The organism is Companilactobacillus sp. FL22-3 (genome assembly GCF_054881455.1).
The window spans coordinates 1-21127 of the sequence record NZ_JBTYYZ010000017.1 but is presented as its reverse complement, the minus strand read 5'-3'; the positions used below and the strand labels follow the sequence as shown (position 1 = coordinate 21127).

Sequence of the window (21127 nt, the reverse complement as noted above, 5' to 3'; positions counted from 1 at the left end):
TTAAGGGGGGGGAGTTGTTATGGAAATTTCAATAAATGTTACATTTTTGCTTGCCAGCCTTATTGTCTTTTGGATAATTCCAGCCATTGGAATTGCCAAAAAGCACCTAGTAGATGACCGCTTTTTTATTCGCCAGTGGTTATTTCCAATGCAATATTGGTTACAACTTTTCTTTGAAAGAATCAGTGGTAATCGTCGTATTGTCGTAAGAATTTTACAAATAATGTCCCTGTTTATCACTTATTTCATCGGGTTACTTATGCTCCTTATATTTAGTGCTTTTGATATTAATACGGCCAAGCATTTTAGTGTCTTTATATTATTTGAGTATTTACTGGTATCTTCTATCGCTTACTGGTTTCAACCAAAAGCTGGCAAAGTATACAAGACTAAATAAAGTTGCTGCTAGGTAAGCGCTATGCTAGACTAAGACTAATTTAACAACCGAATACAAAGATCAAGCTAAACAGAAAAATCCCCGATTCACGAGGAATCAGGGATTTTAGGTTTAGCAAGTAGCTAACAGACAGCTACTTAGATTCAGACGATTTAGACCGGCAAGTTAAAATCGTCTGAACATTGTTCTTAATTTGTAAGTTAATTATACCGCAAACCAGCCCGTAAGGACAAGTTAAGGATAGTTAAAAAACACAAATTAAAACCAATGGACTAAGTAGCTAACCGAAGCTATTTAGTCCATTTTTTGTTGTTAGAAATTAAAAAAGTTGCCGACTGGGCAACCAAGAAATAGACACATGCTGGTAAATTACAAAGCATTCATTTAGCCGTGAGGCTTTGTAATTCAGTTAGAGCATATCAGATTTGTATTTTAAAGCAAATCAAATGTTTTAGCAACTCTCTTTTGAGACAGCGTGTGTCAGTCAAGAAAGGGAGTTTTAATTATGACAAAATCAACAAAGTTCAATTACTATGAAGCCGATAACGTATATGGAGCCTTATTTTTCCAATTTCCTAAAGTATTAATGTATGGCGATCAATACAAACATTTAAGCAATGACGCTAAATTAGCTTATATGGTCCTCAAAGACCGTTTAGAGTATTCTTTGCGCAATAACTGGGTTGATAGTGAGGGTCATGTTTACTTTATCTTTACCAACCAAGAACTAATGGACTTGTTTAATTGCTCAAAGGGAAAAGCCATCAAAACAAAAACAGAGCTGGAATCAATCGGATTACTCGTTCAGAAACAAATGGGTTTTAACCCGAAAACTAAAAAGAATGAACCGAACCGTTTATACCTTTCCAAACTTGATGTCAAAGCCACCGATGTCTATTTACGCGGTGAATATGGTCAAAATAGCCCGCAAACCCTTGCTACGAGCGGAAGTTCAAAAAATGAACTTCCGCGGGAGACCGTTGAAACCCTTGCTACGAGCGGAAGTTCAAAAAATGAACTTCCGCATAAGTTCGTTGACGACACCCCGCAAACCCTTGCTACGAGCGGAAGTTCAAAAAATGGACTTAATCTATATAAAGAACCTAAAGAAAAAGATAAAGATAGATACAATATAGATACTCAAAAGTTGGACTTTTCCACAGCTCATTTCTCACCAGCAGAACTAGAAAAGCAAAACCATGATCTCGTGAGCCATGCTAATGACTTCTTAACTGATGAAGACAGTGGCTTACCGGTTTTCTTAGAACCCGAAGCTGTGCAACTACTTAGTTTTTGGTGCCGTACCCCACAACAAATGCGGCGCTTCATTGGCATTATCTTAAATGCTAAGTACCGAGTTGAAAAGGATCATCAAGATATTGGCGTCATAATCTCGCTTTACGACGAAGAACTAAAACCTTTGATGACTAAAGCCTTAAGACGCTACTTTAACGTTCTTAGAAGCAATGAGAAACATGTCAAGAACGTTGAAAACTACTTGTATGGCACCATGCAAAACCTATTTGGCGTTTGGTGGAATCAACAAGCGGCTAGAGAATATGCGGCCAAACACCCTAAAGAACAAAATATTGATAACGAGCGTTCTTGGAATTAAACGTCATATTAGCTCGTTTAAGCCATTTTAAGTGTTACATGCATAATTATATTAAAATCGCTTTAAAATCGCTTAGAAGCAAAGATAGACACTTTGAGTGGCTGAATTGGCGATAGCTAAACTAAAAAAATGGGATAGGAGCTTTTTAAATGACCAAATCCAGCAAAGAAGTTGAAAAAATTGAGCAATTGTTGGCTGACCCCTGGGCAGTCGATATTCAAGACATTTGGGAGCAAGCAGCACATAATCCAGATCCTGATAAGCGCAAGTTGTTTGACGCGTTACACACTTACCTCTTAGATAAACGCCAAGAACAAATTATCAACGAAAAGCATTTCGTGATTTAACATGAGTGAGCTAAAGAGATACATCATCGTGGCTGGGATAAACGGTGCTGGTAAAAGCACTTTATATCGCGCGAGACCCGAATTATTTACTCACTCCAAACGATTAAATGCCGATGAAATCCTACAAAAAATGGGTGGCGATTGGCATAAAGATCGTGATAACTTTAGGGCAATGCGCGAAGAAATAAAACAACTCCACGCGGCTTTAGATACCGGGCCGAGTATTCATGTTGAAACAATCTTAGCTGGGCAAGGAAAGGCACAATTAAATTTAATTGAGCGGGCTCACCAAAATGGTTTTGAGGTCACGCTTTTATACGTGGCATTAAAAAACGAAAGAGTAGCAATTAATCGGGTTCATGAACGGGTCAAAAAAGGTGGGCACGGAGTACCAGATGAAATTGTTAAAAAACGCTATAATCAATCAAATCATAATTTAGCAATAGTTGCATTCAAAGCTGATAATGTCGTGATCTACGATAATAGCCAAAAATTTGTATCAGTTTACAGACGAGAGCATGACCAGGTGATCAAAAATAATTTACGTAATTTTCCTTGGATAAATCCAAAAATTACCTTTGAATCAGCTATACAGAAACAACTAAATGAATTTGGTAAAAATAATCCAGATTTAAAAATTAGAAATCCCATGAATAATTCAGAAAATAAAAACGATCGGCCTAGTTATTAGGCTGATCGTTTTTGAGTTTATTTGGTTTATGGGCGTTAACATAGTCAGCAAATGTTTTTAAAAGCTCTTCGGTTTGTTCAACCGAGAGATTATCAGCTTGAAAGTATTTTTCTAGCAAAGCCCCTTTTTGAATTAATCGGCGAGAACGGGCTTTGCGGGTTTGCCGATTTTCGTAGTATTTAGATTGCCGTAATTTAAAATCTTCTCGCTCAATTTTTTGTTTTAAACGCGCTTGTTGCTCAACTAGTTTTTCATATTGATTAGACATGGAATTTCCCCATCTCGTATGGCTAATGATCTACGGACTTTACCTTTAAAAATTCAGAAAATTGCTTGGCTAAAAGATTAATCTGATCGTTAGACAAATTAGCATAATCTAAATTGGCTTGACTGATGATTTGTTTACCTAGCCGTTGTTCAATCTTATTTTTTTCGTCCTTAATTTTTTGATTAAGGGCTTTTAATTTAGCTTCTTGTTTTTCTAAGTTATTTTGAGACATAACGATCCCTCCAATCATATTAGAAATAATCACCAAAACTATATCATATAAGAAACGTTAAGTCAAAGTATAAAATTTGAAATAGCGAAGCGGAAGGCATACACTAAGTTAAAGTTAAGAGAATCAGCAGACCGAGTGAAACGAGGTCAATGCGCACTTACACGTCATCAAAGATGACGTTGTGCTAAACCCATTAAAACCTGTATTAGAAGTCGCCGATGGCGACAACAAAATCAAACCAATAAGCCCAAAGAAAGGTGGTGACCGACATGGCAATTTTTCACATGAGTTTTAGTAATATTAGTGCTGGTAAAGGACGAAGTGCGATTGCCAGTGCCGCTTATCGAAGTGGTGAAAAGCTATTTGATGATAAGGAAGGTCACCACTATTTTTATGCCCGCTCGGTTATGCCAGAAAGCTTTATTTTGACGCCAAAAAATGCACCAAAATGGGCCAGTGATCGAGAGCAGTTGTGGAATGAAGTTGAAAAGAAAGATCGTAAATCAAACTCACGGTATGCAAAAGAGTTTAACGTGGCTTTACCGGTAGAATTAAGTGAATCCGAACAGAAAGAATTACTGACAAAATATGTGCAAGAAAATTTTGTTGATGAGGGCATGGTAGCCGACGTGGCAATTCATCGCGACCACCCAGATAATCCGCACGCTCATGTGATGTTAACCAATCGCCCATTTAACCCCGATGGTACTTGGGGACAGAAAACAAAAACCGAATACATTTTAGATAGCCATGGTAATAAAACTAAGACCCCTGCAGGGAATGTAAGAAACCGAAAAATTTGGTTGGTCGATTGGGATAAAAAAGAAAAAATAACTGAATGGCGGCACAATTGGTCGGTTAGTGTCAATCAGGTTTTAGAGCAAAAAAATATTCCCGATCGGATCAGCGAAAAATCCTTTGAAAATCAAGGAATAGATGAAGTTCCAACTCAACATGAGGGAATCAATAGTAAGCGGCATGAAAGAAAAGAATTTAATCAACAAGTTAAGGACTATCGCAAGGCCAAAGCCAGTTATAAAAATAACCAAGAAAAAGCAATCAATAGAGGTCATTTAGATAGTCTAAGCAAACATTTCTCGTTTAATGAAAAACGGGTGGTCAATGAGTTAAGTCATGAACTGAAAACTTATATCAGTTTAGAGAGCTTAGATGATAAACGGCGCATGCTATTTAATTGGAAAAATAGCACCTTAATTAAACATGCAGTTGGTGAAGATGTGACTAAACAATTATTGACAATTAACCAACAAGAAAGCTCATTAAAAAAGGCAGATGAACTCTTAAACAAAGTGGTCGATCGTACCACGAAAAAACTTTATCCAGAGCTTAATTTTGAACAGACCACGCAAGCTGAAAGACGAGAATTAATTAAGGAAACCGATAGCGAACAAACAGTTTTCAAGGGTAGTGAATTAAACGAACGTTTAATGAACATTCGTGATGATTTGTTGACCCAACAATTATTGACCTTTACCAAACGGCCATACGTTGGCTGGAAGTTATTAATGCAACAGGAAAAGGAAGTCAAAATCGAACTGAAATATACGCTGATGATTCATAACGATAACTTAGAAAGTCTAGAACACGTCGATCAAGGGTTACTAGAAAAATATTCACCAACCGAACAGCAAAAGATTACTCGCGCAGTCAAAGATTTGCGAACAATCATGGCTGTTAAGCAAGTTATTCAAACGCAATACCATGAAGTATTGAAAAGGGCCTTTCCCAAAGGCAATTTAGATGGATTGCCATTGACTAAACAGGAACAGGCTTATACAGCCGTGATGTACTATGATCCAACTTTAAAGCCATTAAAAGTCGAAACAATGGAACAATGGCAAGCAAATCCACCACAGGTTTTCAGTACCCAAGAACATCAACAAGGACTAGCTTATTTGTCGGGACAGCTTAGCTTAGATCAGTTAGAAAATCATCACTTACAACGGGTTTTAAAGCATGATGGCACTAAACAACTCTTTTTTGGCGAATGCAAAGTCGATCCAACGATTAAGAACAGTCAAATCGAGAAAATCCAAAAGCAGTTAAAAGAGCGACAAGATAAGGACGATCAATACCGAAAAGAAAATATCGGGCATTATCAACCACTGAACTACAAGCCAGTTAGTCCAGACTATTACTTAAAGACGGCCTTTAGTAACGCAATCATGACCGCCCTATATGCCCGTGATGAAGACTACCAACGGCAAAAACAGGCGCAAGGTTTAAAGGAGACTGAGTGGGAAATGACGAAAAAGCACCGGCAACACCAAACTCGAAACCGGCATGAAGATGGGGGGATGCACTTGTAATCAAAATGTAAAATTAAATGGTATCAATGCACCTATTTATGTGCTAAACTAAAAATAAAATAAAGAAAGGAGAATCCGCATGTGGCAAACAAACAAAAATGGCATAGTCTAGCACAAGCAAGTCGTGAATTAGGACATGGGCGCAACTATGTTAGTGCTTGGTTGAGCAGACATAGAGAAGAATTCCCAGAAGAATTAATGCTTGGTTCTGGGAAAAGCAAGTTAATATCTGATGAAGGCATAGAGTGGATTAAGAAGCACATAAAAAAAGAGGGCGTCCTCGTCAGCAGTAGAGTTGCTAACGGGGATCAGCACCTAGAACCGCAACTTCTAGGTGTCACCCTCCTAACAATCCATTTTACCGGGCGGGCTGGGGGAAAGCTAGTTGTTTAATATTTCTAGCCCAGCAAACCCCATAAGGAGGTGACTCAATGAAAGTAGAAAGCTGGCAAGGCATTAATGGCAAGCTAGTTCATGATGATCAAAAGGCGATTGTGGTTGATAATGACCAAGCATTAACCGATCAAAAACAGCTACAAGCAATTTTAGATCAAGACGGCCAGCCAATCGACGAAGTTCGCCGAGCCATGATTAAGAAGACGGTTAAACGTCAGCTAAAAACGCCGCCATTAAAACTTAGGGGCTGGTTTAATCACCATCAAGACAGTCAAAATGCTAAAAAGTCCGAAAAATTGGTGAGTGACAAACCGACCCATCAATATAAGCAGATCAGAAATGAAATGACCTTTTTTGGTGAAAGTTTCCTAGAAGGTTTCTTAGGCTTCTATGGCTTAGAAGTTGATAACGCCTTAGTCCGTTATGAACATAACTTGCATGTCCTAGAGACCCAAGAGTTAGGCCAGTCAGAAAAAGAGTATTACTTAGCCACGAGTGAAAATGGCCACGTCAGATTAGCCACCGACCCATTACCAAGCCAGCAAATTGCCGAGGAACAATTGAACAAGTTCTATCAGCGTGAGCCAGAAGAAACGCAGGCAGAACAAATTCAATTACGAACATCAGAAGACGATAGGAAGGAGGAATAACATGTCAAAATACAGAAAAATGAAAGCGCTAGCAACTACTGGAGCCACCGCAATTTACTTGGGCTTGATGAACGCCCAAGTTGTCTTTGCCGCAGACGGTGGCGAAGTTAAAAGTAAGCTAACCCAAGCTGGGAAGACGATTCAAGGTATTTTAACCGGGTTGGTCGTTTTAGTCGGGATTTGTGTCGCGCTATTTATTATTATCAAAAGAATGCCTGACGCAGACGATCCGCGAGAGAAATCAGAGGTTTACCACGCGGTTGGCCGGGTGGCTGGTTTAGTGGCCTTAGCGGCAGCGATTATCTGGCTATTACCTTGGGTTTACAGCCTATTCACTTAATTTAAAAAGGAGCCTGCCAAATGAAGAAAGGAAAAGAATTTATCTTCCCGGAGAACGTGGATAAAGATTATGGGATCTGGAAAGATTACACCTTGAAGGATTTTGGCTATGCGGCGCTGGCAGGACTAGTGGGCTTAATTTTTATTGCGATCCCACCCTATGGTCTGATTTTAGTCCTGATAAAAATAGTGATTGTTGTCTTAGCCATGACGATTGTCATGGCTATTTTAACAATTAGGCCAGTTGCGGCGCGGAAGAATATTAAAGTGCGGGATAACTTTAAGTTGAAACGCTGCTATGCCAATGGTCAGAAACTGTTTTATTTAAAACCGAAGAAGCGAGGTGAACTAAATGCGTTTGAAGAAGAACAAAACCGCCAATAAAGTAGCCAAGTTAGATTGGAATTACCAACCACCAAAAATCAATGGCGGGAAAGAGACCATTGATGACATGAGCTTAGTAGTGGGTATGTATGGTAACTACGAAGTTACCAAAACGGGTAATCTCGTTGGGATTTTGGAAGTTAGTGGGATCAATCTTGATCTGCTTAATGAAACTGAACAACAGGACGTTTTTGAGGACTATGGCGCGTTTCTGATGAGTACCTTGGGTGAAGGTGTTGATGACACGCTACAGTTCTTAGAACCGACGATTCCCGTCAATATGACGGCTTATCTCAATGGTCTCAAACGGCGGTATCTCGCCTTACAAAAAGACCACCCGGAACAACAGTTCAAAATCCAGCTCATAGCCAGTTACTTGGATCACTTTACTAAAGTCCAAGAATCTAAAAACATGACAACTAAGCAACATCTGCTAATCGTTAAGGTGCCAATTAAAGACAAAAGTGTTAAGAGCTTAAACCTAGCGGTCACTCATTTAGACGAAAAGATCGAACAGGTTAAACGAGACATTGAAAATGCGTTAACGGATTTTGATGTGACGGCCAAAGTTTTGACTAGTCAAGAAGTTCAAGAGATTTTAAAGAACTTAATCAATTTCAATGGATAGGGGGAAACAAAATGAATTTTGGTGATAAAGTCATTGACTTATTCATGCCAACCAAAAACGAAAGTCAGCAAAATAGTGAAACAGCGGTTAATAAACAAAAATCGGAGGTGGAAGACTTTACCAAGCTGATTGATCGCGATAGCTTGCATTCACTATTCCCGTTTAGCTGGGAACAGTACCCCACCTACGTCCAGTCGGGCGAGAATTTTATTCGGGTGTTAGCGGTCGCTGACTATCCTAAGCGGGTGTATGGCAACTGGTTATCAGAATTGAAGCGCAAAAAAGGCGTTATCGATATTGTGCAATATATCGACAGCGCCAGTAACAATTCAATGATTACCTATTACAAGAAGACGATTCAAAATAAGGAAGCACAGAAGTTAAATACGTTCGACCCGTATAAAAAGAAGATTCTGCAAAATTATATTGATTCAGCCAACATGCAACTAGATAAATACCTTGATAATTCTACCACATTTGTGTACCAACATATGCTCATTTATCTACGGGCCAACAGTTTAGCAGAACTAGATGATTTAACCGACAATGTCAAAAACACGCTGATTAAACTACAAATGAAGCCCTTAGTGCCCGTTAAAGCGACGTTCCAAGCCTTTTGGTCAACCATGCCAATTAACGAGAACCTCATGGGGGATTACACCTATAAAGAAAGTAATACCGAAGTCGCCAGTAGCATGTTTCCCTTTGATGACGCGGAAATTTTGGACTTGAAGCCTAGAAGCGATATTGAAGGGGTTAACAAAGATACCAACAGCTTAATTGCCGTAGATATGTTGGATCGCAACAAGACGCTTAATCAAAATCAAGTCATTATCGGGACTTCCGGGGTTGGTAAAACCACCTATATGATTCAGAAAATCCTACGCTACGCCATTCAAGACTATCAAATCTACATTATTGATCCAGAAAATGAATATACCAAGATTGTCGAAGCCCTAGGTGGGGCAGTCTTGCACCTAACCTCGAATGCTAAGTACAAAATTAATCCGCTCCAAATCTTTTCCGAAGAAATCCTCAGCGCTGATGAAGCGGTCACGAACCTTGATTTACTAGTCAAAGATAAAATCCAGCGATTAAAGGGGTTCTTTGAAGTCCTTAAAACCGGGATTACCCAAGTTGAACTGGCAATCCTTGATGATGTCGTTAAACAAGCTTACGTCAACAGTGGCGTTTTGAAATACAGCCGCTTGAAAGAAATTAAAGACGATCAGTGGCCGACCCTATCCAATGTTTATGACGAGTTGGAAAAACTAGCTGATAAAGACGCCGACAAATTTAATCGGGTTAAAGATTTCTACTATATTTTAGGCAGTTATACCCATGGCTCTAACAGCCTATTTGACGGCCACACCAACGTTAACTTAAAGGGGAAGATCATTTCCTTTGATCTAAAACCGCTACAAAGTGAACAGGAAGTCCAATCAGCCGCCTATCTGAACACCTTTCAATATTTGTGGGACGAAATTACCAAAGATCGGCATAGCCGCAAGAAATTGTTTGTTGATGAATTTCACTTTTTGACCTTGCACAAAGCGGCCGCCACCTTTTTCCACCAAGCATACAAGCGGTTTAGAAAGTACAATGCCGGAGCGATTGCCGGAACACAGCAAATTCAAGATGTGATCGAAGGAACGACTGATACCGGTCAAAACATAGGTGAATCTATTATCGGTAACTCCTACACGAAAATCTTTTTCGGGTTAGACGGTAAAGGCGTTGATGATGTGATTACTAAGTTGAGAATGACGTTCTCGGATAAAGAAAAGAAATTATTGGAGCGCCGCCGGCAAGGTGAAGCCCTGATGATCTATGGTAGCCAACGCGCCTTTATGCGTGTCGAGTTGACCGAAGAAGAATTGCGGTTAATTGATCCCGAAGCTTACCAAGAAAAATACAACCGTGAGACAGCCATTCAACCGGATTATCAAAAGCGCGTGATCTTAACTCCCAGTGAGATTGACGCTTTGACGACTACTGAAGAGGAAGGAGGGACTTTAAATGAGTAAATCAAATCAGCTATTAAATATCGAGGTCGGCACGTTCAAGCGACAAGGAAACAAGTTAATCCTCGAACTCAATCACAATCAGTTTCGATACGACCAGTTGAGTGAGCTAAACGAATTAAAGCAAGCTGATGCCAATTTCTTGCAGTTGGTTAACGTGGTTGAACAAGATCAGAAGGTCGTTTTAACTTATACCTTGCCGGATAAGGTCAGATCATTAAAGGAATTACCGCAGGAAAATAAGGCGATCCGGGCAGCCATTGCCAAGAAAATTATGGCGCAAAAGGTGGTTGCTGATAGCCAGTATCATATTGCGTTAAATCCAGCTAATCTGTGGTATTACCCCATGCAACATGTTTGGTACGCCTATCGCGCCAATGAACTCATGCCTTATGATGACAAACATAGCAATTTAGCCAAATACAAAGCGCTGATTCTATTTTGCTTGACGGGGACGCCCTATGAACGGCTACTAAGCAATCCTAAAGAAGCCCTAGCTAAACACCCGGACGACTATTTACAACAAGTAGCTAAAGCTACGTCGTTAAATGAGTTAACGGAAGTGGTTAACAGCATTGAGGACTTTGTGAGTTATCACGAATGGCAGGAAGTTGAAACGGCCCAGCAGAAAACCAAACAACGTTTGTGGTTGAGCGTGGCCGGAGTGGCGATTGTGGCCGGAGTGGCCGTCGGCTTAGTCCATAAAAGTGACGAAAGAAAGTATCAAAGCTTAGCTAACCAGAACCAAGCCCAGGTCACGCGATTAAAATATAGCGGTCAAATTCAGACCGCTTTAAATGATCATAAGTGGTCAGAAGCACAAAAAGATATGCAACGAGCCGGCTATCCTGCAACTAAGCAAGTCAATGTCTTTTTAAAGCATGGTCAGTACCAGCAAGCTTTAAAGGTTGACCCAAGCCAGTTGAATAAGGTTGTCAACACGGCTTATGCCAACAAGGATAGCGGGCAGGTTGCCAAGTGGGAATTGCCAACTAAGGCGACAAGCAAGCAAAAAGACCAGTTGAAACTTGAAAAAGCCATCGTTAACTACGATACCAATACGCTTAATAACCAATTATCCTTTACGACGAACGCTGATGTTTTATTGAGAATGGGACAAGCCTTCCTCGCCCATAATGATACGCAAGACGCCCAGACCGTCCAAACCAAATTAGCCGGTGTGAATAGTCCTAAAGCTAAGTATTTGAAAGCCCTGTTAAGTCTCAATGCCGCTAAGAACGAAGTTGGCGACGCCCAAAAGAAGTTAGATGACGCCAACAAGATTGATGGCAGCAAAGATAAGGATAAAGATAAGAAGGTGGATTCGGCTAAGTCGGACTTAAAGAACGCGCAGAGTGACCAATCAGCAGCGCAAGATAAAGTTGATAAGGCAAAGCAAAAAGTAGGTGCTTAACATGGGACTAGCCTATGAATTTCAAAAGAAAAAAATCAAATTCATATTATATGGTATCGTAGGCTTTTTCATAGCAATTATATTGATAATTGCAGGATTAACAGGAGATTTAGAAGAAAATTGTGGAGATGATACCACATCAAGCCAAGTTACCAATTTAGACGATAAAGGTATGGAAGAAAATGCGAAAAACATTGCTAAGCATTGGAAACAAAAGTATGGTGCCACCCCACAAGCGGCCGCCGGTATCTTGGGGGTCTTACAACTAGAAAGTCGCCTTGATCCCAAGTCTGTTAATTCCAGTTCCGGGGCCACGGGCTTAGCCCAGTGGTTAGGCGGCCGTAAAGATAAGTTGGAGGACTTAGCCCACAAAGAAAGCAAACCAGCGACTAATCTCGGCGTGCAGTTGGATTATCTCGACCAAGAATTGAACAGTAGTTACTATGCGTCAAACAAGCAGATTTTTAAATATACGGACGTGCATAAAGCGACCAAAGCCTGGTTAATGGATTACGAGGGTATGTCTAAAAACCCTGAACAATGGTTTTTGTCAAAGCGTTATGCCTTTGCAGATCACTGGTATTCAGTAATTGGTACAAAAGATCCAGTTGCAGGGGATAGCTTAAAAAATGCTAGCCAAGATGAGGAAGCCAACGCTAATCTAGATTGCGCTAGTGATACCGATACAGGCAAGGCAGACGGCAATATAATTAAAACAGCCAAGAGTATGAAAGGTTATTTCAAGTATGGGCAATCGCACCCTAGCGCTGATTTAGGAACTAACTTAAAAAATCCTAACAAATCAGGAACAACTGATTGTTCAGGATTTATCTGGCTTACCTTGAACAAGGCAGGCTACAAAGTTCCCGCAAATATGGGCTGGTTTACTGGAACAATGGCAAGTGACGCTAAAGGATCACACCAATACTTGAAACAAATTAGTGAAAATGACGCCAAAGCAGGCGATATTGTCATTGTCAATCAGGGTGCGGGTGCAGGAAATAACGGACACACCGCTTTTATTACCGAAAATTGGCATGGTAAAAACACAAAGATTATTGAAGAGGGTGGAGATACCACAGGACATGTAAACGAAAGCACCTTTGGCACCGCCTTTTATAGCTTACTAAGTGGTAGCGATGTAACGTTAGCCCGGCCAATCAAGAAGTAAGGAGGAACCAACAAATGAAGCGTAGCGTGGTTTTAAGTATTGCACTTGGTAGTTTGATCTTAATTATGTCATTAGGAACGAATGCCTATCAACATAGCCAAGTTAAGCAGGCGCAACAACAGATCAGTCGCTTACAACAGCAGAAGCGACAAGTTAGTCAGCAATTGACTAAAACCAACCAACAAAAGCAGTTATTGAGCACCCAAATTGACAGTTATAAGACCTACCAAAATAATAAAGACAAAAGTACCGCAGAAATTGACTTTAACAACACCACAAACGAGTTTTTAAAGTATATGTTTACATTTGAACCTGATTCATACAAAACCCGCAAGGAACATATTAAAGGTTTAATTTCAAATGATTTATATAACCAATATTTCCCAAGTAATCAAAATTTTGGTGATAGTAATAACGTTTCTTCAAAGCTAGACCAAGCCAAGGTTTATACCCGAGCCAAGCAAGACCAAAATATTGACGGATTAGCCGTCATCACATTTGAAAGTAAAACAGGTAGCAACGACTTTAAAAAACAAACTGTTTTGTATCAATTAAGTTATGATACGACCGCCAAACAGTTGACTAAGGTCAAAAGTTTAGGAGATAGCTTTGAAGCGTCAGACATTCAATAAAATTATCAAAACACTTGCTATCTTGGCGGTATTAGCAATTATGGTAATTTTTATCGGACATAACTACATCAATACGATTGAGAAAAGACGAGAAATAGTGCAGATACCAAAAGATACTAAGCAAACTTTGTTTTTCTATCGGGACAATTGTTCAGATTGTCAGTCAATTTTTCATCAGATTTATTGGCACAACGCAATCAATCACAACATCGTCTTGATTAACATGAGCCAACCGCAGAATCGGCATTACATTCAAAAATATCAATTAACGTCAGTACCAACCTTGATCCATGGCAAGCAACGATACTCCGGTACCAACCAACAAAGGATTAAACAGATAGTAGGTGATTAGATGAAAGACAAATTATTAAACAGCGTTAAAGTCAGCTGGCCATATCTACTAACGCTAATCATTGGCTTGTATTTAGCGGAGATTTTAGCTGGATCAGTCATGGCCTTGTCGCACTATAAGCTAACTTTTGCGGATCATATGCCAACCGTATTAAAACAATTAGCCTTGCACCCCTGGCACTATTACAACTTGTATTTGGGTCAAAAGAACCCGGTATTAATTATCGTCAGTATCGCTGTGGTCCTATACACCATTTATTTTGCTTTGAAACGCAATAGCAAGCACAAAGCGTGGGAAACAGCAGATACGGACACCCATGGTAGTGCGACATGGGGAAACGTAAAAGATTTATTAACACAATATTTTACGATAAGTTCCAAAGATTTAAGCAGTCAGTTTAATGAAAGCCTGAATTCAGACGTTATTAAGCAGTTGCAGGATAAGGGGGAGCAGAAATGAACGGTACAATTCTAGGTATGGTTGATAAGCAAATTATTTACCAAAATAACAGCACCAAGCCCAACCGAAACGTGTTCGTTGTCGGGGGTCCAGGTTCTTACAAAACGCAATCGGTTGTTATTACAAATCTTTTTAACGAAACACAAAACAGTATTGTCGTAACCGACCCAAAGGGAGAACTTTACGAAAAGACAGCAGGTATTAAAGTCGCTCAGGGCTATCAAGTCCATGTTGTAAATTTTGCGAACATGATACATTCTGATCGGTATAATCCGTTTGATTATATCGAACGAGATATTCAAGCTGAAACCGTGGCAACAAAGATCGTGCAAAGTGAAAATGCCGAGGGCAAAAAAGATGTGTGGTTCAGTACCCAACGTCAGTTGCTGAAAGCCTTAATCTTATTTGTAATGAACCACAGAGAGCCAAAAGAACGCAACTTAGCAGGAGTTACCAACATTTTACAAAAGTTTGATGTTGAACCAGACAAAGATGAAACTGATAGCCCCCTAGATTCACTTTTCTTAGACTTAACCATGACTGATCCAGCTAGACGAGCTTATGAACTAGGTTTCAAAAAAGCCAAAGGAGAGATGAAAGCCAGTATCATTGAAAGCTTGTTAGCAACCGTCAGCAAGTTTGTTGACGCCGAAGTTGCCGACTTTACAGGATTTTCAGATTTCGATTTAAAAGATATTGGCAACGCTAAAGTTGTGCTATATGTAATTATCCCCGTCATGGATAACACTTATGAAAGCTTCATCAATCTGTTTTTCTCACAATTGTTTGATGAATTATACAAATTAGCGTCCGATAACGGAGCAAAATTACCTAATCCAGTAGACTTTATCCTTGATGAATTTGTCAATTTGGGGAAGTTTCCCAAGTATGAGGAGTTCCTAGCGACGTGTCGAGGGTACGGCATTGGCGTCACCACCATTTGTCAAACCTTAACCCAGCTCCAAGCTTTGTATGGCAAGGATAAGGCCGAGAGTATCTTAGGTAATCATGCGGTTAAAATTTGCTTGAATGCCGCTAATGACGTGACCGCTAAATACTTTAGTGATTTGTTAGGTAAATCGACCGTAAAAGTGGAAACCGGTAGTGAGAGTACCAGTCATAGCAAGGAAGAAAGTCACAGCAAAAGTGATAGTTACAGCTATACTAGCCGTTCACTCATGACGCCTGACGAGATCATGCGAATGCCAGATACACAAAGTATATTAATTTTCTCAAATCAACGACCAATTAAAGCAACAAAGGCTTTTCAATTTAAGTTGTTCCCTGGTGCTGATCGTTTAGTTGAATTGAAACAAAACGACTACACCAGTGAACCTTCAGGAAGTCAGGTTACAAAGTTTAACGAAGCAAACAAAAAGTGGGAAGCGGAGTTAGCAAAAGCCAAAGCTACAAGAGCAAAGAATGATGTAAAACCCGAAGAAGAAGAAGATATGCAAGACGAATTAGACCAGGCAACGAAACAACAAGAAAGCGTTCAAAACGAAAACGAAGATGTGAACTTTTAGGAGGCTATATTGATGAGTAATAAGAAAATCACAATTGCTAGTATTGTTCTAGTATTTTTAGCAGTCCTACTAGGTATTGCTTTTATATTTGGACATAAAACCACCGCAGAAAAGTTACAAGCACAAGAATGGATTTTAACAAGCCAAGAAGAAAGCAATACCGTTAATTTTAAAAAAGATAACACCATGATTTTAGGGAAAGAACCAATGACCGAGAATTTTAAATACTCAATCAAAAAGCAAGGTAATGTTGAATATTTGAAACTTACACACCACGAAGATTTAGGAAGTGACGGTAAATATTACTTCAAAATCAAAAAAACAGATAGTGGCTACTCATTGATTTTGGATCGAGGTAAAACTAATCAACCAGCTAAAAATGCAATGTATGGTATGACAGATAAAAACAACCTAGTCTCAAAGTAAGGAGGAAAGTGTATGTACTCACAAAATTTTGTTGTTGGGTCAATTATTGGAGATAAAATAAACGACTGGTTGAAAGATGTATTTAAAGCAATCATGAACTTTGCTGTATCAGGTGTAAAAGCAATTTTAGACCAATTAAGTACATCTCTACCAATCATTGATACATGGTACGGTATATTTCTTGCTTTTGCGACATCAATGGTTGTCGTGGTTGTCCTAGCAAGAATTATCATTACACTTATTGGCGAGGCGGACGAAAGTACAGATGTAACGTGGGCGAACATTATTATAGACGCTGTTAGATCCGCAATTGCAATTCCGGTCATGGTCTTTTTACAAGCATTTTTGCAAACAAGAATCATCTTACCACTTGCAAAAGGCATGTTTGATATGAGTGGTAAATTTTCCGCAGACGCTGTTTATTCAACATCACAAGTCACGAAAAGCATTAAAATTACAGGATTTATGCAAATACTATTTCTAGCCTTTTTTGCAATCGTAACCGTAGCATTTTTCCTTAAAATGTGTATCTACTTTGCAGATATGGCATTTTATAACTTATCAATCCCGATTGTTGCTATGTCGATTGCCAGTGAAAGTTTTGATTATAGCTCAACCTGGTGGAAAAAATTAGTCTATTACAATGTTTCCATGTTGTCCCAAGTGTTATCACTAACCTTATCAATTTGGTGTTTCACACATATTGGCTCAAAATGGAGCTTTGTTGCCTTTATGGGAACTATTGGTTTTGGCTGGTTAGTACTACACACACCACATGTAATTCAAGATTTTTGGGCTTCAACAGGGATTACCAAAAGTGCTGGACGGTCAGTTATGCGTGGTATGGGTAATATTGGACGAAACATGCTTAGAGGACAGTAAAGGGGGAAACATTAAAATGTCAAACACAGTAATCTTAGCTGAAAAACCGAGCCAAGCAAGGTCATACGTTGAGGCATTTCAAAAAAGCACAAAAAAACAGGGTTACTATACGGTTAGTGACCCTGTTTTGCCCCAAAATACTGTAATCACGTATGGATTCGGCCATTTGGTCGAATTAGCAACACCAGAAAAATACGATCAAAAGTACAAGCAATGGGCGCTATCTAATTTACCGATTTTCCCCGATAAATACAAGTTTATCGTGCTAACCGATAAGAAAACGCAGTTTAAAGTCGTCAAAGATTTACTAACGAAAGCCGATACCATTATTGTTGCCACAGATAGCGACCGAGAAGGTTCCAATATTGCATGGTCAATCATGAATCAAGCCCATATTGATGTTAAAAAGAAGACCATTAAGCGGCTATGGTTGAATAGTTTGGAAAAAGACGCGATTATTACCGGCTTTAAAAATCTTGGTGATTGGCACAAAGACTATTTGGCTTATAAAGAAGCCCAAACCCGTCAAATTAGTGACTGGTTAATTGGTATGAATGGCAGTCCTTTATATACTTTGTTATTAAGACAAAACGGGGTACGCGGGGTGTATTCGATTGGTCGAGTACAAACGCCAACCTTATATATGGTCTATCAAAGAGACCAGGCAATCAAAAACTTTAAGCCGGAACCCTATTTTGAACTAAATGCGGAAATATTAGCCAATCAGCAAAAATTCACCGCAAAATTAGACCCCTATCAGCGGTTTAAAAACGAAACAGGGCTAATGACATTCATGCAAGCTAAACACGTTCAGAAAGGCTCACAGGGCGGTTTAATCAAGGACGTGCAAAAGCAGGCTAAAAAGAGTGCCAGTCCCCAACTATTTTCGCTATCCAGTCTGCAAAGTGCGATGAATAAACGGTATCATGCCAGTGCCAGCCAAACCTTAGCGGCTATTCAAAGTTTATATGAAGCCAAGTTGTTGAGTTATCCCCGAACTGATTGTGCTTATATCACTGATGAAGAATTTGATTATTTAGTGGCTAATCTGACGAAGTATCTGGGTTTGGTATCTAAGCAAGTCGCTTTAACCAATACCACCCCAAATAAACGTTACGTCAATGGGAAAAAGGTTGAAGAACATTACGCCATTATCATGACTAAAGTTGTACCGACGAAAGATCAATTAGCGTCCTTACCTAAATTACAGCAACAGGTCTATGATTTGGTTTTAAGAACGACGTTAGCGATGTTTGCTGATCCGTACGAGTACGAGGAAACCACCATTATTACCCAAGTTGGTGACGCCAATTTTAAAGCAACCGGTAAGGTCCCAACTAAGCAAGGCTGGCAAGCTTTATTTGATGATCACAAAGCCGACCAGCAAGAAGCAGAAACTTTACCGCTCGTTCACCAAGGCGATCAGGTTAAAGCAAATCTGCAAACACCGCAAAAAGAAACGACCCCACCGGTGCCCTTTACCGAAGGTACCTTAATTACGGCAATGAAGACGGCCGGTAAAACACTTGATGATGAAGAAGCCCAAGCGATTCTTAAAGATGTGCAAGGCATTGGAACGAGTGCAACCCGGGCCAATGTGCTGGAAGTGTTAAAGAAGCGCGGCTATTTAGTTACTGAAAAGAACAAGCTCCACGTCAGTGAAGCGGGGATTATTTTATGTAAAGCGGTTGAACTCGAACCCTTGTTAACTAGCCCAGAGATGACAGCAAAATGGGAGCAAGCGTTACAACAAATCAGTACCGAAGAACGCACCCCGGATAACTTTTTGAGCCAGATTAAAAAGTTCGTGGAAAAATTGATTGCTGAGGTCCCCGCGCAATTGACTGGCAGTGCAGCCATTAAGCAACAAATCAATCACCAACAGCAAGCGCAAAAAGCCGCCGAAGTCTTCTTAGAAACACCGCAAGCGACCGTTTTAAATAAACAGAAGTTTTACATTGTGAAGCCTAAGCAAGGCAAAGACTTTACCTTACCCAAGAAATGGAGCAGCAAAACCCTCGGTAAAACTGCAATCAAAGCCTTAGTCACCAAGGGTGAAACCAGTAAATTAAAGGGTTTTAAGAGCAAAAAGGGAAAGTCGTTTGACGCCAAGCTAAAACTTGACGGTCATAAATTAAGTTTTGATTTTGATTAGAACCTGCCTACCGCCCTGCACGTTGTTGCGGTTGGTGAACTCGTCATTTAGGTTCACTTTTATAAAGCCAAAAGTAAACCTAAACAACGGGTGAGATTAGCAAAGCAAAGGAGATCATAAAATGGATAATAAATTAGCAGTCATTGGGAGTGAATTACCAGTTTTGCAGACTAAAGGAGCCTATAAGTATTTAAAAGAAATTACTGGAAATGGGTCTTATTATCAAGTGGCCTGGCAAAAATTAGCCGATGGCTACGTTGCCCTTTATGGCACGACCCCGGTTCAAATCAACGTAGCCCCTATATTGAATGATATTTTTGAAGATGAGGAGGGGTAGACAATGCCGAGTAAAGCCGACGTTAAAGCCTGGAAAGCACAATTAGTCGCCCAAGCCGAACAACAAATCCTAAAATTAACCGATAGTGACCGATTTAAACAGTATCTTAATACCCTGGCTAAATTTCATCATTATAGCGCCAGAAACATTGATTTGATTTATGCGCAAAATCCGCAAGCAACGCAAGTTGCGGGTTTTAAGCAATGGCAGACGGCTTTTAACCGCACCGTCAAACGAGGCGCAAAAGCGATTCGGATTGCGGCCCCGATTATTAAGAAACTGACACCCGCTGAGCAAAAGCGACTTGATACCACCGATGAGCGCGCCATTGTCGGTTATCGTTATCTACCCGTCTTTGATGTGTCACAAACTAGCGGTGAGCCAGATTATCGAGCGTACGCAAGTCGGTAAAATATTTGCAAGGCAACACAATCCCAACTATAAGGAGGGTAGACCCAAAAGAAAAAAAGATAGCCGGAATATGGCTATCTTTGAATATTCTAACTCTCATACTGTGAAGGAAGCCGCTGAAGCTTTTAATATTTCTCCGCGCACAGTGCAATGGTAGATTGTAAAATTAATCAAATAAGTATGGTTAAAGCCGAGCCAACAAGGCTTCATTGAAAATTACTTAAATTGATAATGGCAATTTCTTCTTGACCAACTTATAATAGTAAGTGAGGTGATCGTATGGATTTCAAACAAGTTGTACTAGATGAAACAAACGACACTAAATTAGACATTTATAATAGTGCCACTGACGTTGATTTACCTGGAATTGTGATCTTGCCTGGTGGCAGTTACAAGCCATTCAAGCAACGGGACTCCGAACGCGTAGCCCTGACGTTCTTAACACAAAGTTACCAAGCATTTGTTCTCGAATATCCAATTAATGAAAAGAAAAACTATCAAGTGGCTAAGCAAAGCATTACAACGGCGTTTGACTACATTATTAAACACGCAAACGATTTGAAAGTCAATCCTCAAAATATTGGCATCATCGGCTTTTCAGCTGGCGGCCAACTCGCAGCGGCTTATTCTTGTGAGGCTAACAACCACGCTCGCTTCGCTATCTTGGGCTATCCAGTGATTAATCAAGCTTTGGATGAAAAAATTGGCATTCAAAGTGAGGATGTTTCAAAGCTCGTCACCACAGATACTGCGCCAACCTTTATCTTTGGCGCCAGGGAAGATGGGCTGGCACCGTATGTTGACCACATCCAACCATACACAACGGCGCTGTTTGAAAATGAAGTGCCATTCGAACTGCACGTCTTCGGTTCAGGCGGCCACGGCTTTAGCTTAGGCAATCAATATACGGCAATTGTGAACCGCGACCGGGCAGATAAGCATTTTGCCAAGTGGTTCCCGCTTTGCTTAGAGTGGTTGAAACAATTCAAATAAATCGTCATAAACCTGAAAATGCCCCCGACAAAAAATTATTTTTGCCGAGGGTATTTTGTTTTCCAAAT

24 protein-coding genes and 2 pseudogenes are annotated in these 21127 nt (G+C 39.9%); 24 read left to right on the top strand and 2 right to left on the bottom strand.

Translation table 11 applies throughout. The features are described 5' to 3' along the window. Positions 1–19: 19 nt before the first annotated feature. From ACYT32_RS11985 to ACYT32_RS11970, 4 genes are all read left to right on the top strand, one after another. Positions 20–397, top strand: coding sequence for a hypothetical protein (locus tag ACYT32_RS11985; protein ID WP_062688638.1), 378 nt, complete (start codon positions 20–22; stop codon positions 395–397). Between the two features lie 505 nt (positions 398–902). After that, positions 903–2012, top strand: coding sequence for a replication initiator protein A (locus ACYT32_RS11980; protein WP_105923077.1), 1110 nt, complete (start codon positions 903–905; stop codon positions 2010–2012). A 149-nt stretch (positions 2013–2161) separates the two neighbouring features. Next, complete coding sequence (locus ACYT32_RS11975; protein WP_057799489.1) at positions 2162–2359, top strand: hypothetical protein; 198 nt, start codon at positions 2162–2164, stop codon at positions 2357–2359. Position 2360: 1 nt separating this feature from the next. Beyond that, the gene (locus ACYT32_RS11970) at positions 2361–3050 is read left to right on the top strand and encodes a zeta toxin family protein (RefSeq protein WP_057799491.1); all 690 of its coding nucleotides are present in this window, start codon (positions 2361–2363) and stop codon (positions 3048–3050) included. Here ACYT32_RS11970 and ACYT32_RS11965 read toward each other — a convergent pair. Beyond that, positions 3040–3318 carry a hypothetical protein gene (locus tag ACYT32_RS11965; protein ID WP_265478817.1) on the bottom strand — a complete coding sequence of 93 codons (279 nt, stop codon included), beginning with the start codon at positions 3316–3318 and terminating at the stop codon, positions 3040–3042. The two genes, ACYT32_RS11970 and ACYT32_RS11965, sit on opposite strands and share 11 nt — an antisense overlap. A gap of 22 nt (positions 3319–3340) precedes the next feature. Continuing rightward, positions 3341–3568, bottom strand: a complete 228-nt coding sequence (locus tag ACYT32_RS11960) for a hypothetical protein (RefSeq protein WP_461793471.1) — start codon at positions 3566–3568, stop codon at positions 3341–3343. Between the two features lie 251 nt (positions 3569–3819). On the opposite strand from ACYT32_RS11960, the gene mobQ reads away from it, so the two are divergent. The 20 genes and pseudogenes from mobQ (at position 3820) to ACYT32_RS11860 (ending at position 21059) form a co-directional block, all read left to right on the top strand. Beyond that, positions 3820–5880, top strand: coding sequence for a MobQ family relaxase (gene mobQ, locus ACYT32_RS11955; protein WP_265049666.1), 2061 nt, complete (start codon positions 3820–3822; stop codon positions 5878–5880). 81 nt (positions 5881–5961) lie between these two features. After that, positions 5962–6273, top strand: coding sequence for a hypothetical protein (locus ACYT32_RS11950; RefSeq protein WP_159271163.1), 312 nt, complete (start codon positions 5962–5964; stop codon positions 6271–6273). A 38-nt stretch (positions 6274–6311) separates the two neighbouring features. Beyond that, on the top strand, positions 6312–6926 hold the full coding sequence (locus ACYT32_RS11945) for a hypothetical protein (protein ID WP_216747859.1): 615 nt from the start codon (positions 6312–6314) through the stop codon (positions 6924–6926). Between the two features lies 1 nt (position 6927). Further along, positions 6928–7266, top strand: a complete 339-nt coding sequence (locus ACYT32_RS11940) for a CagC family type IV secretion system protein (protein WP_216747858.1) — start codon at positions 6928–6930, stop codon at positions 7264–7266. A 20-nt stretch (positions 7267–7286) separates the two neighbouring features. Further along, entirely contained in the window at positions 7287–7649 is a 363-nt protein-coding gene (locus ACYT32_RS11935; RefSeq protein WP_216747857.1) for a conjugal transfer protein, read from the top strand. Then, complete coding sequence (gene trsD, locus ACYT32_RS11930) at positions 7618–8277, top strand: TrsD/TraD family conjugative transfer protein (protein WP_216747856.1); 660 nt, start codon at positions 7618–7620, stop codon at positions 8275–8277. The genes ACYT32_RS11935 and trsD overlap by 32 nt, the downstream gene beginning before the upstream one ends. Before the next feature lie 11 nt (positions 8278–8288). Beyond that, positions 8289–10304, top strand: a complete 2016-nt coding sequence (locus tag ACYT32_RS11925) for a VirB4 family type IV secretion system protein (protein ID WP_395266437.1) — start codon at positions 8289–8291, stop codon at positions 10302–10304. Then, entirely contained in the window at positions 10297–11715 is a 1419-nt protein-coding gene (locus ACYT32_RS11920; protein WP_395266438.1) for a type VII secretion protein EssB/YukC, read from the top strand. Before ACYT32_RS11925 ends, ACYT32_RS11920 begins: the two co-directional genes overlap by 8 nt. 1 nt (position 11716) lies before the next feature. Then, entirely contained in the window at positions 11717–12886 is a 1170-nt protein-coding gene (locus ACYT32_RS11915; RefSeq protein ID WP_064775086.1) for a phage tail tip lysozyme, read from the top strand. Positions 12887–12900: 14 nt separating this feature from the next. After that, positions 12901–13518, top strand: a complete 618-nt coding sequence (locus ACYT32_RS11910) for a hypothetical protein (protein WP_021357684.1) — start codon at positions 12901–12903, stop codon at positions 13516–13518. Between the two features lie 40 nt (positions 13519–13558). After that, positions 13559–13870, top strand: a complete 312-nt coding sequence (locus tag ACYT32_RS11905) for a thioredoxin (RefSeq protein WP_395266439.1) — start codon at positions 13559–13561, stop codon at positions 13868–13870. After that, complete coding sequence (locus ACYT32_RS11900; RefSeq protein WP_021357686.1) at positions 13871–14329, top strand: hypothetical protein; 459 nt, start codon at positions 13871–13873, stop codon at positions 14327–14329. Then, a complete protein-coding gene (locus ACYT32_RS11895) occupies positions 14326–15855 on the top strand; it encodes a VirD4-like conjugal transfer protein, CD1115 family (RefSeq protein ID WP_219033509.1) in 1530 nt (509 codons plus the stop codon). Before ACYT32_RS11900 ends, ACYT32_RS11895 begins: the two co-directional genes overlap by 4 nt. A gap of 12 nt (positions 15856–15867) precedes the next feature. Continuing rightward, a complete protein-coding gene (locus ACYT32_RS11890; protein WP_063490482.1) occupies positions 15868–16281 on the top strand; it encodes a hypothetical protein in 414 nt (137 codons plus the stop codon). A gap of 12 nt (positions 16282–16293) precedes the next feature. Further along, complete coding sequence (locus tag ACYT32_RS11885) at positions 16294–17163, top strand: conjugal transfer protein TrbL family protein (protein ID WP_057811775.1); 870 nt, start codon at positions 16294–16296, stop codon at positions 17161–17163. 16 nt (positions 17164–17179) lie between these two features. After that, positions 17180–19318 (top strand): type IA DNA topoisomerase, encoded by a 2139-nt coding sequence (locus ACYT32_RS11880; protein ID WP_216804282.1) that lies wholly within the window; start codon positions 17180–17182, stop codon positions 19316–19318. 121 nt (positions 19319–19439) lie between these two features. Continuing rightward, positions 19440–19655, top strand: a complete 216-nt coding sequence (locus tag ACYT32_RS11875; RefSeq protein WP_063489985.1) for a hypothetical protein — start codon at positions 19440–19442, stop codon at positions 19653–19655. A 3-nt stretch (positions 19656–19658) separates the two neighbouring features. Continuing rightward, positions 19659–20039 (top strand): annotated as a pseudogene (locus tag ACYT32_RS11870) (ArdC-like ssDNA-binding domain-containing protein); the annotation flags it as partial. Continuing rightward, positions 20038–20223 (top strand): annotated as a pseudogene (locus ACYT32_RS11865) (recombinase family protein); the annotation flags it as partial. The pseudogenes ACYT32_RS11870 and ACYT32_RS11865, both read left to right, overlap by 2 nt. 122 nt (positions 20224–20345) lie before the next feature. Then, a complete protein-coding gene (locus ACYT32_RS11860) occupies positions 20346–21059 on the top strand; it encodes an alpha/beta hydrolase (protein WP_063722235.1) in 714 nt (237 codons plus the stop codon). The last annotated feature ends 68 nt before the right edge of the window (positions 21060–21127 follow it).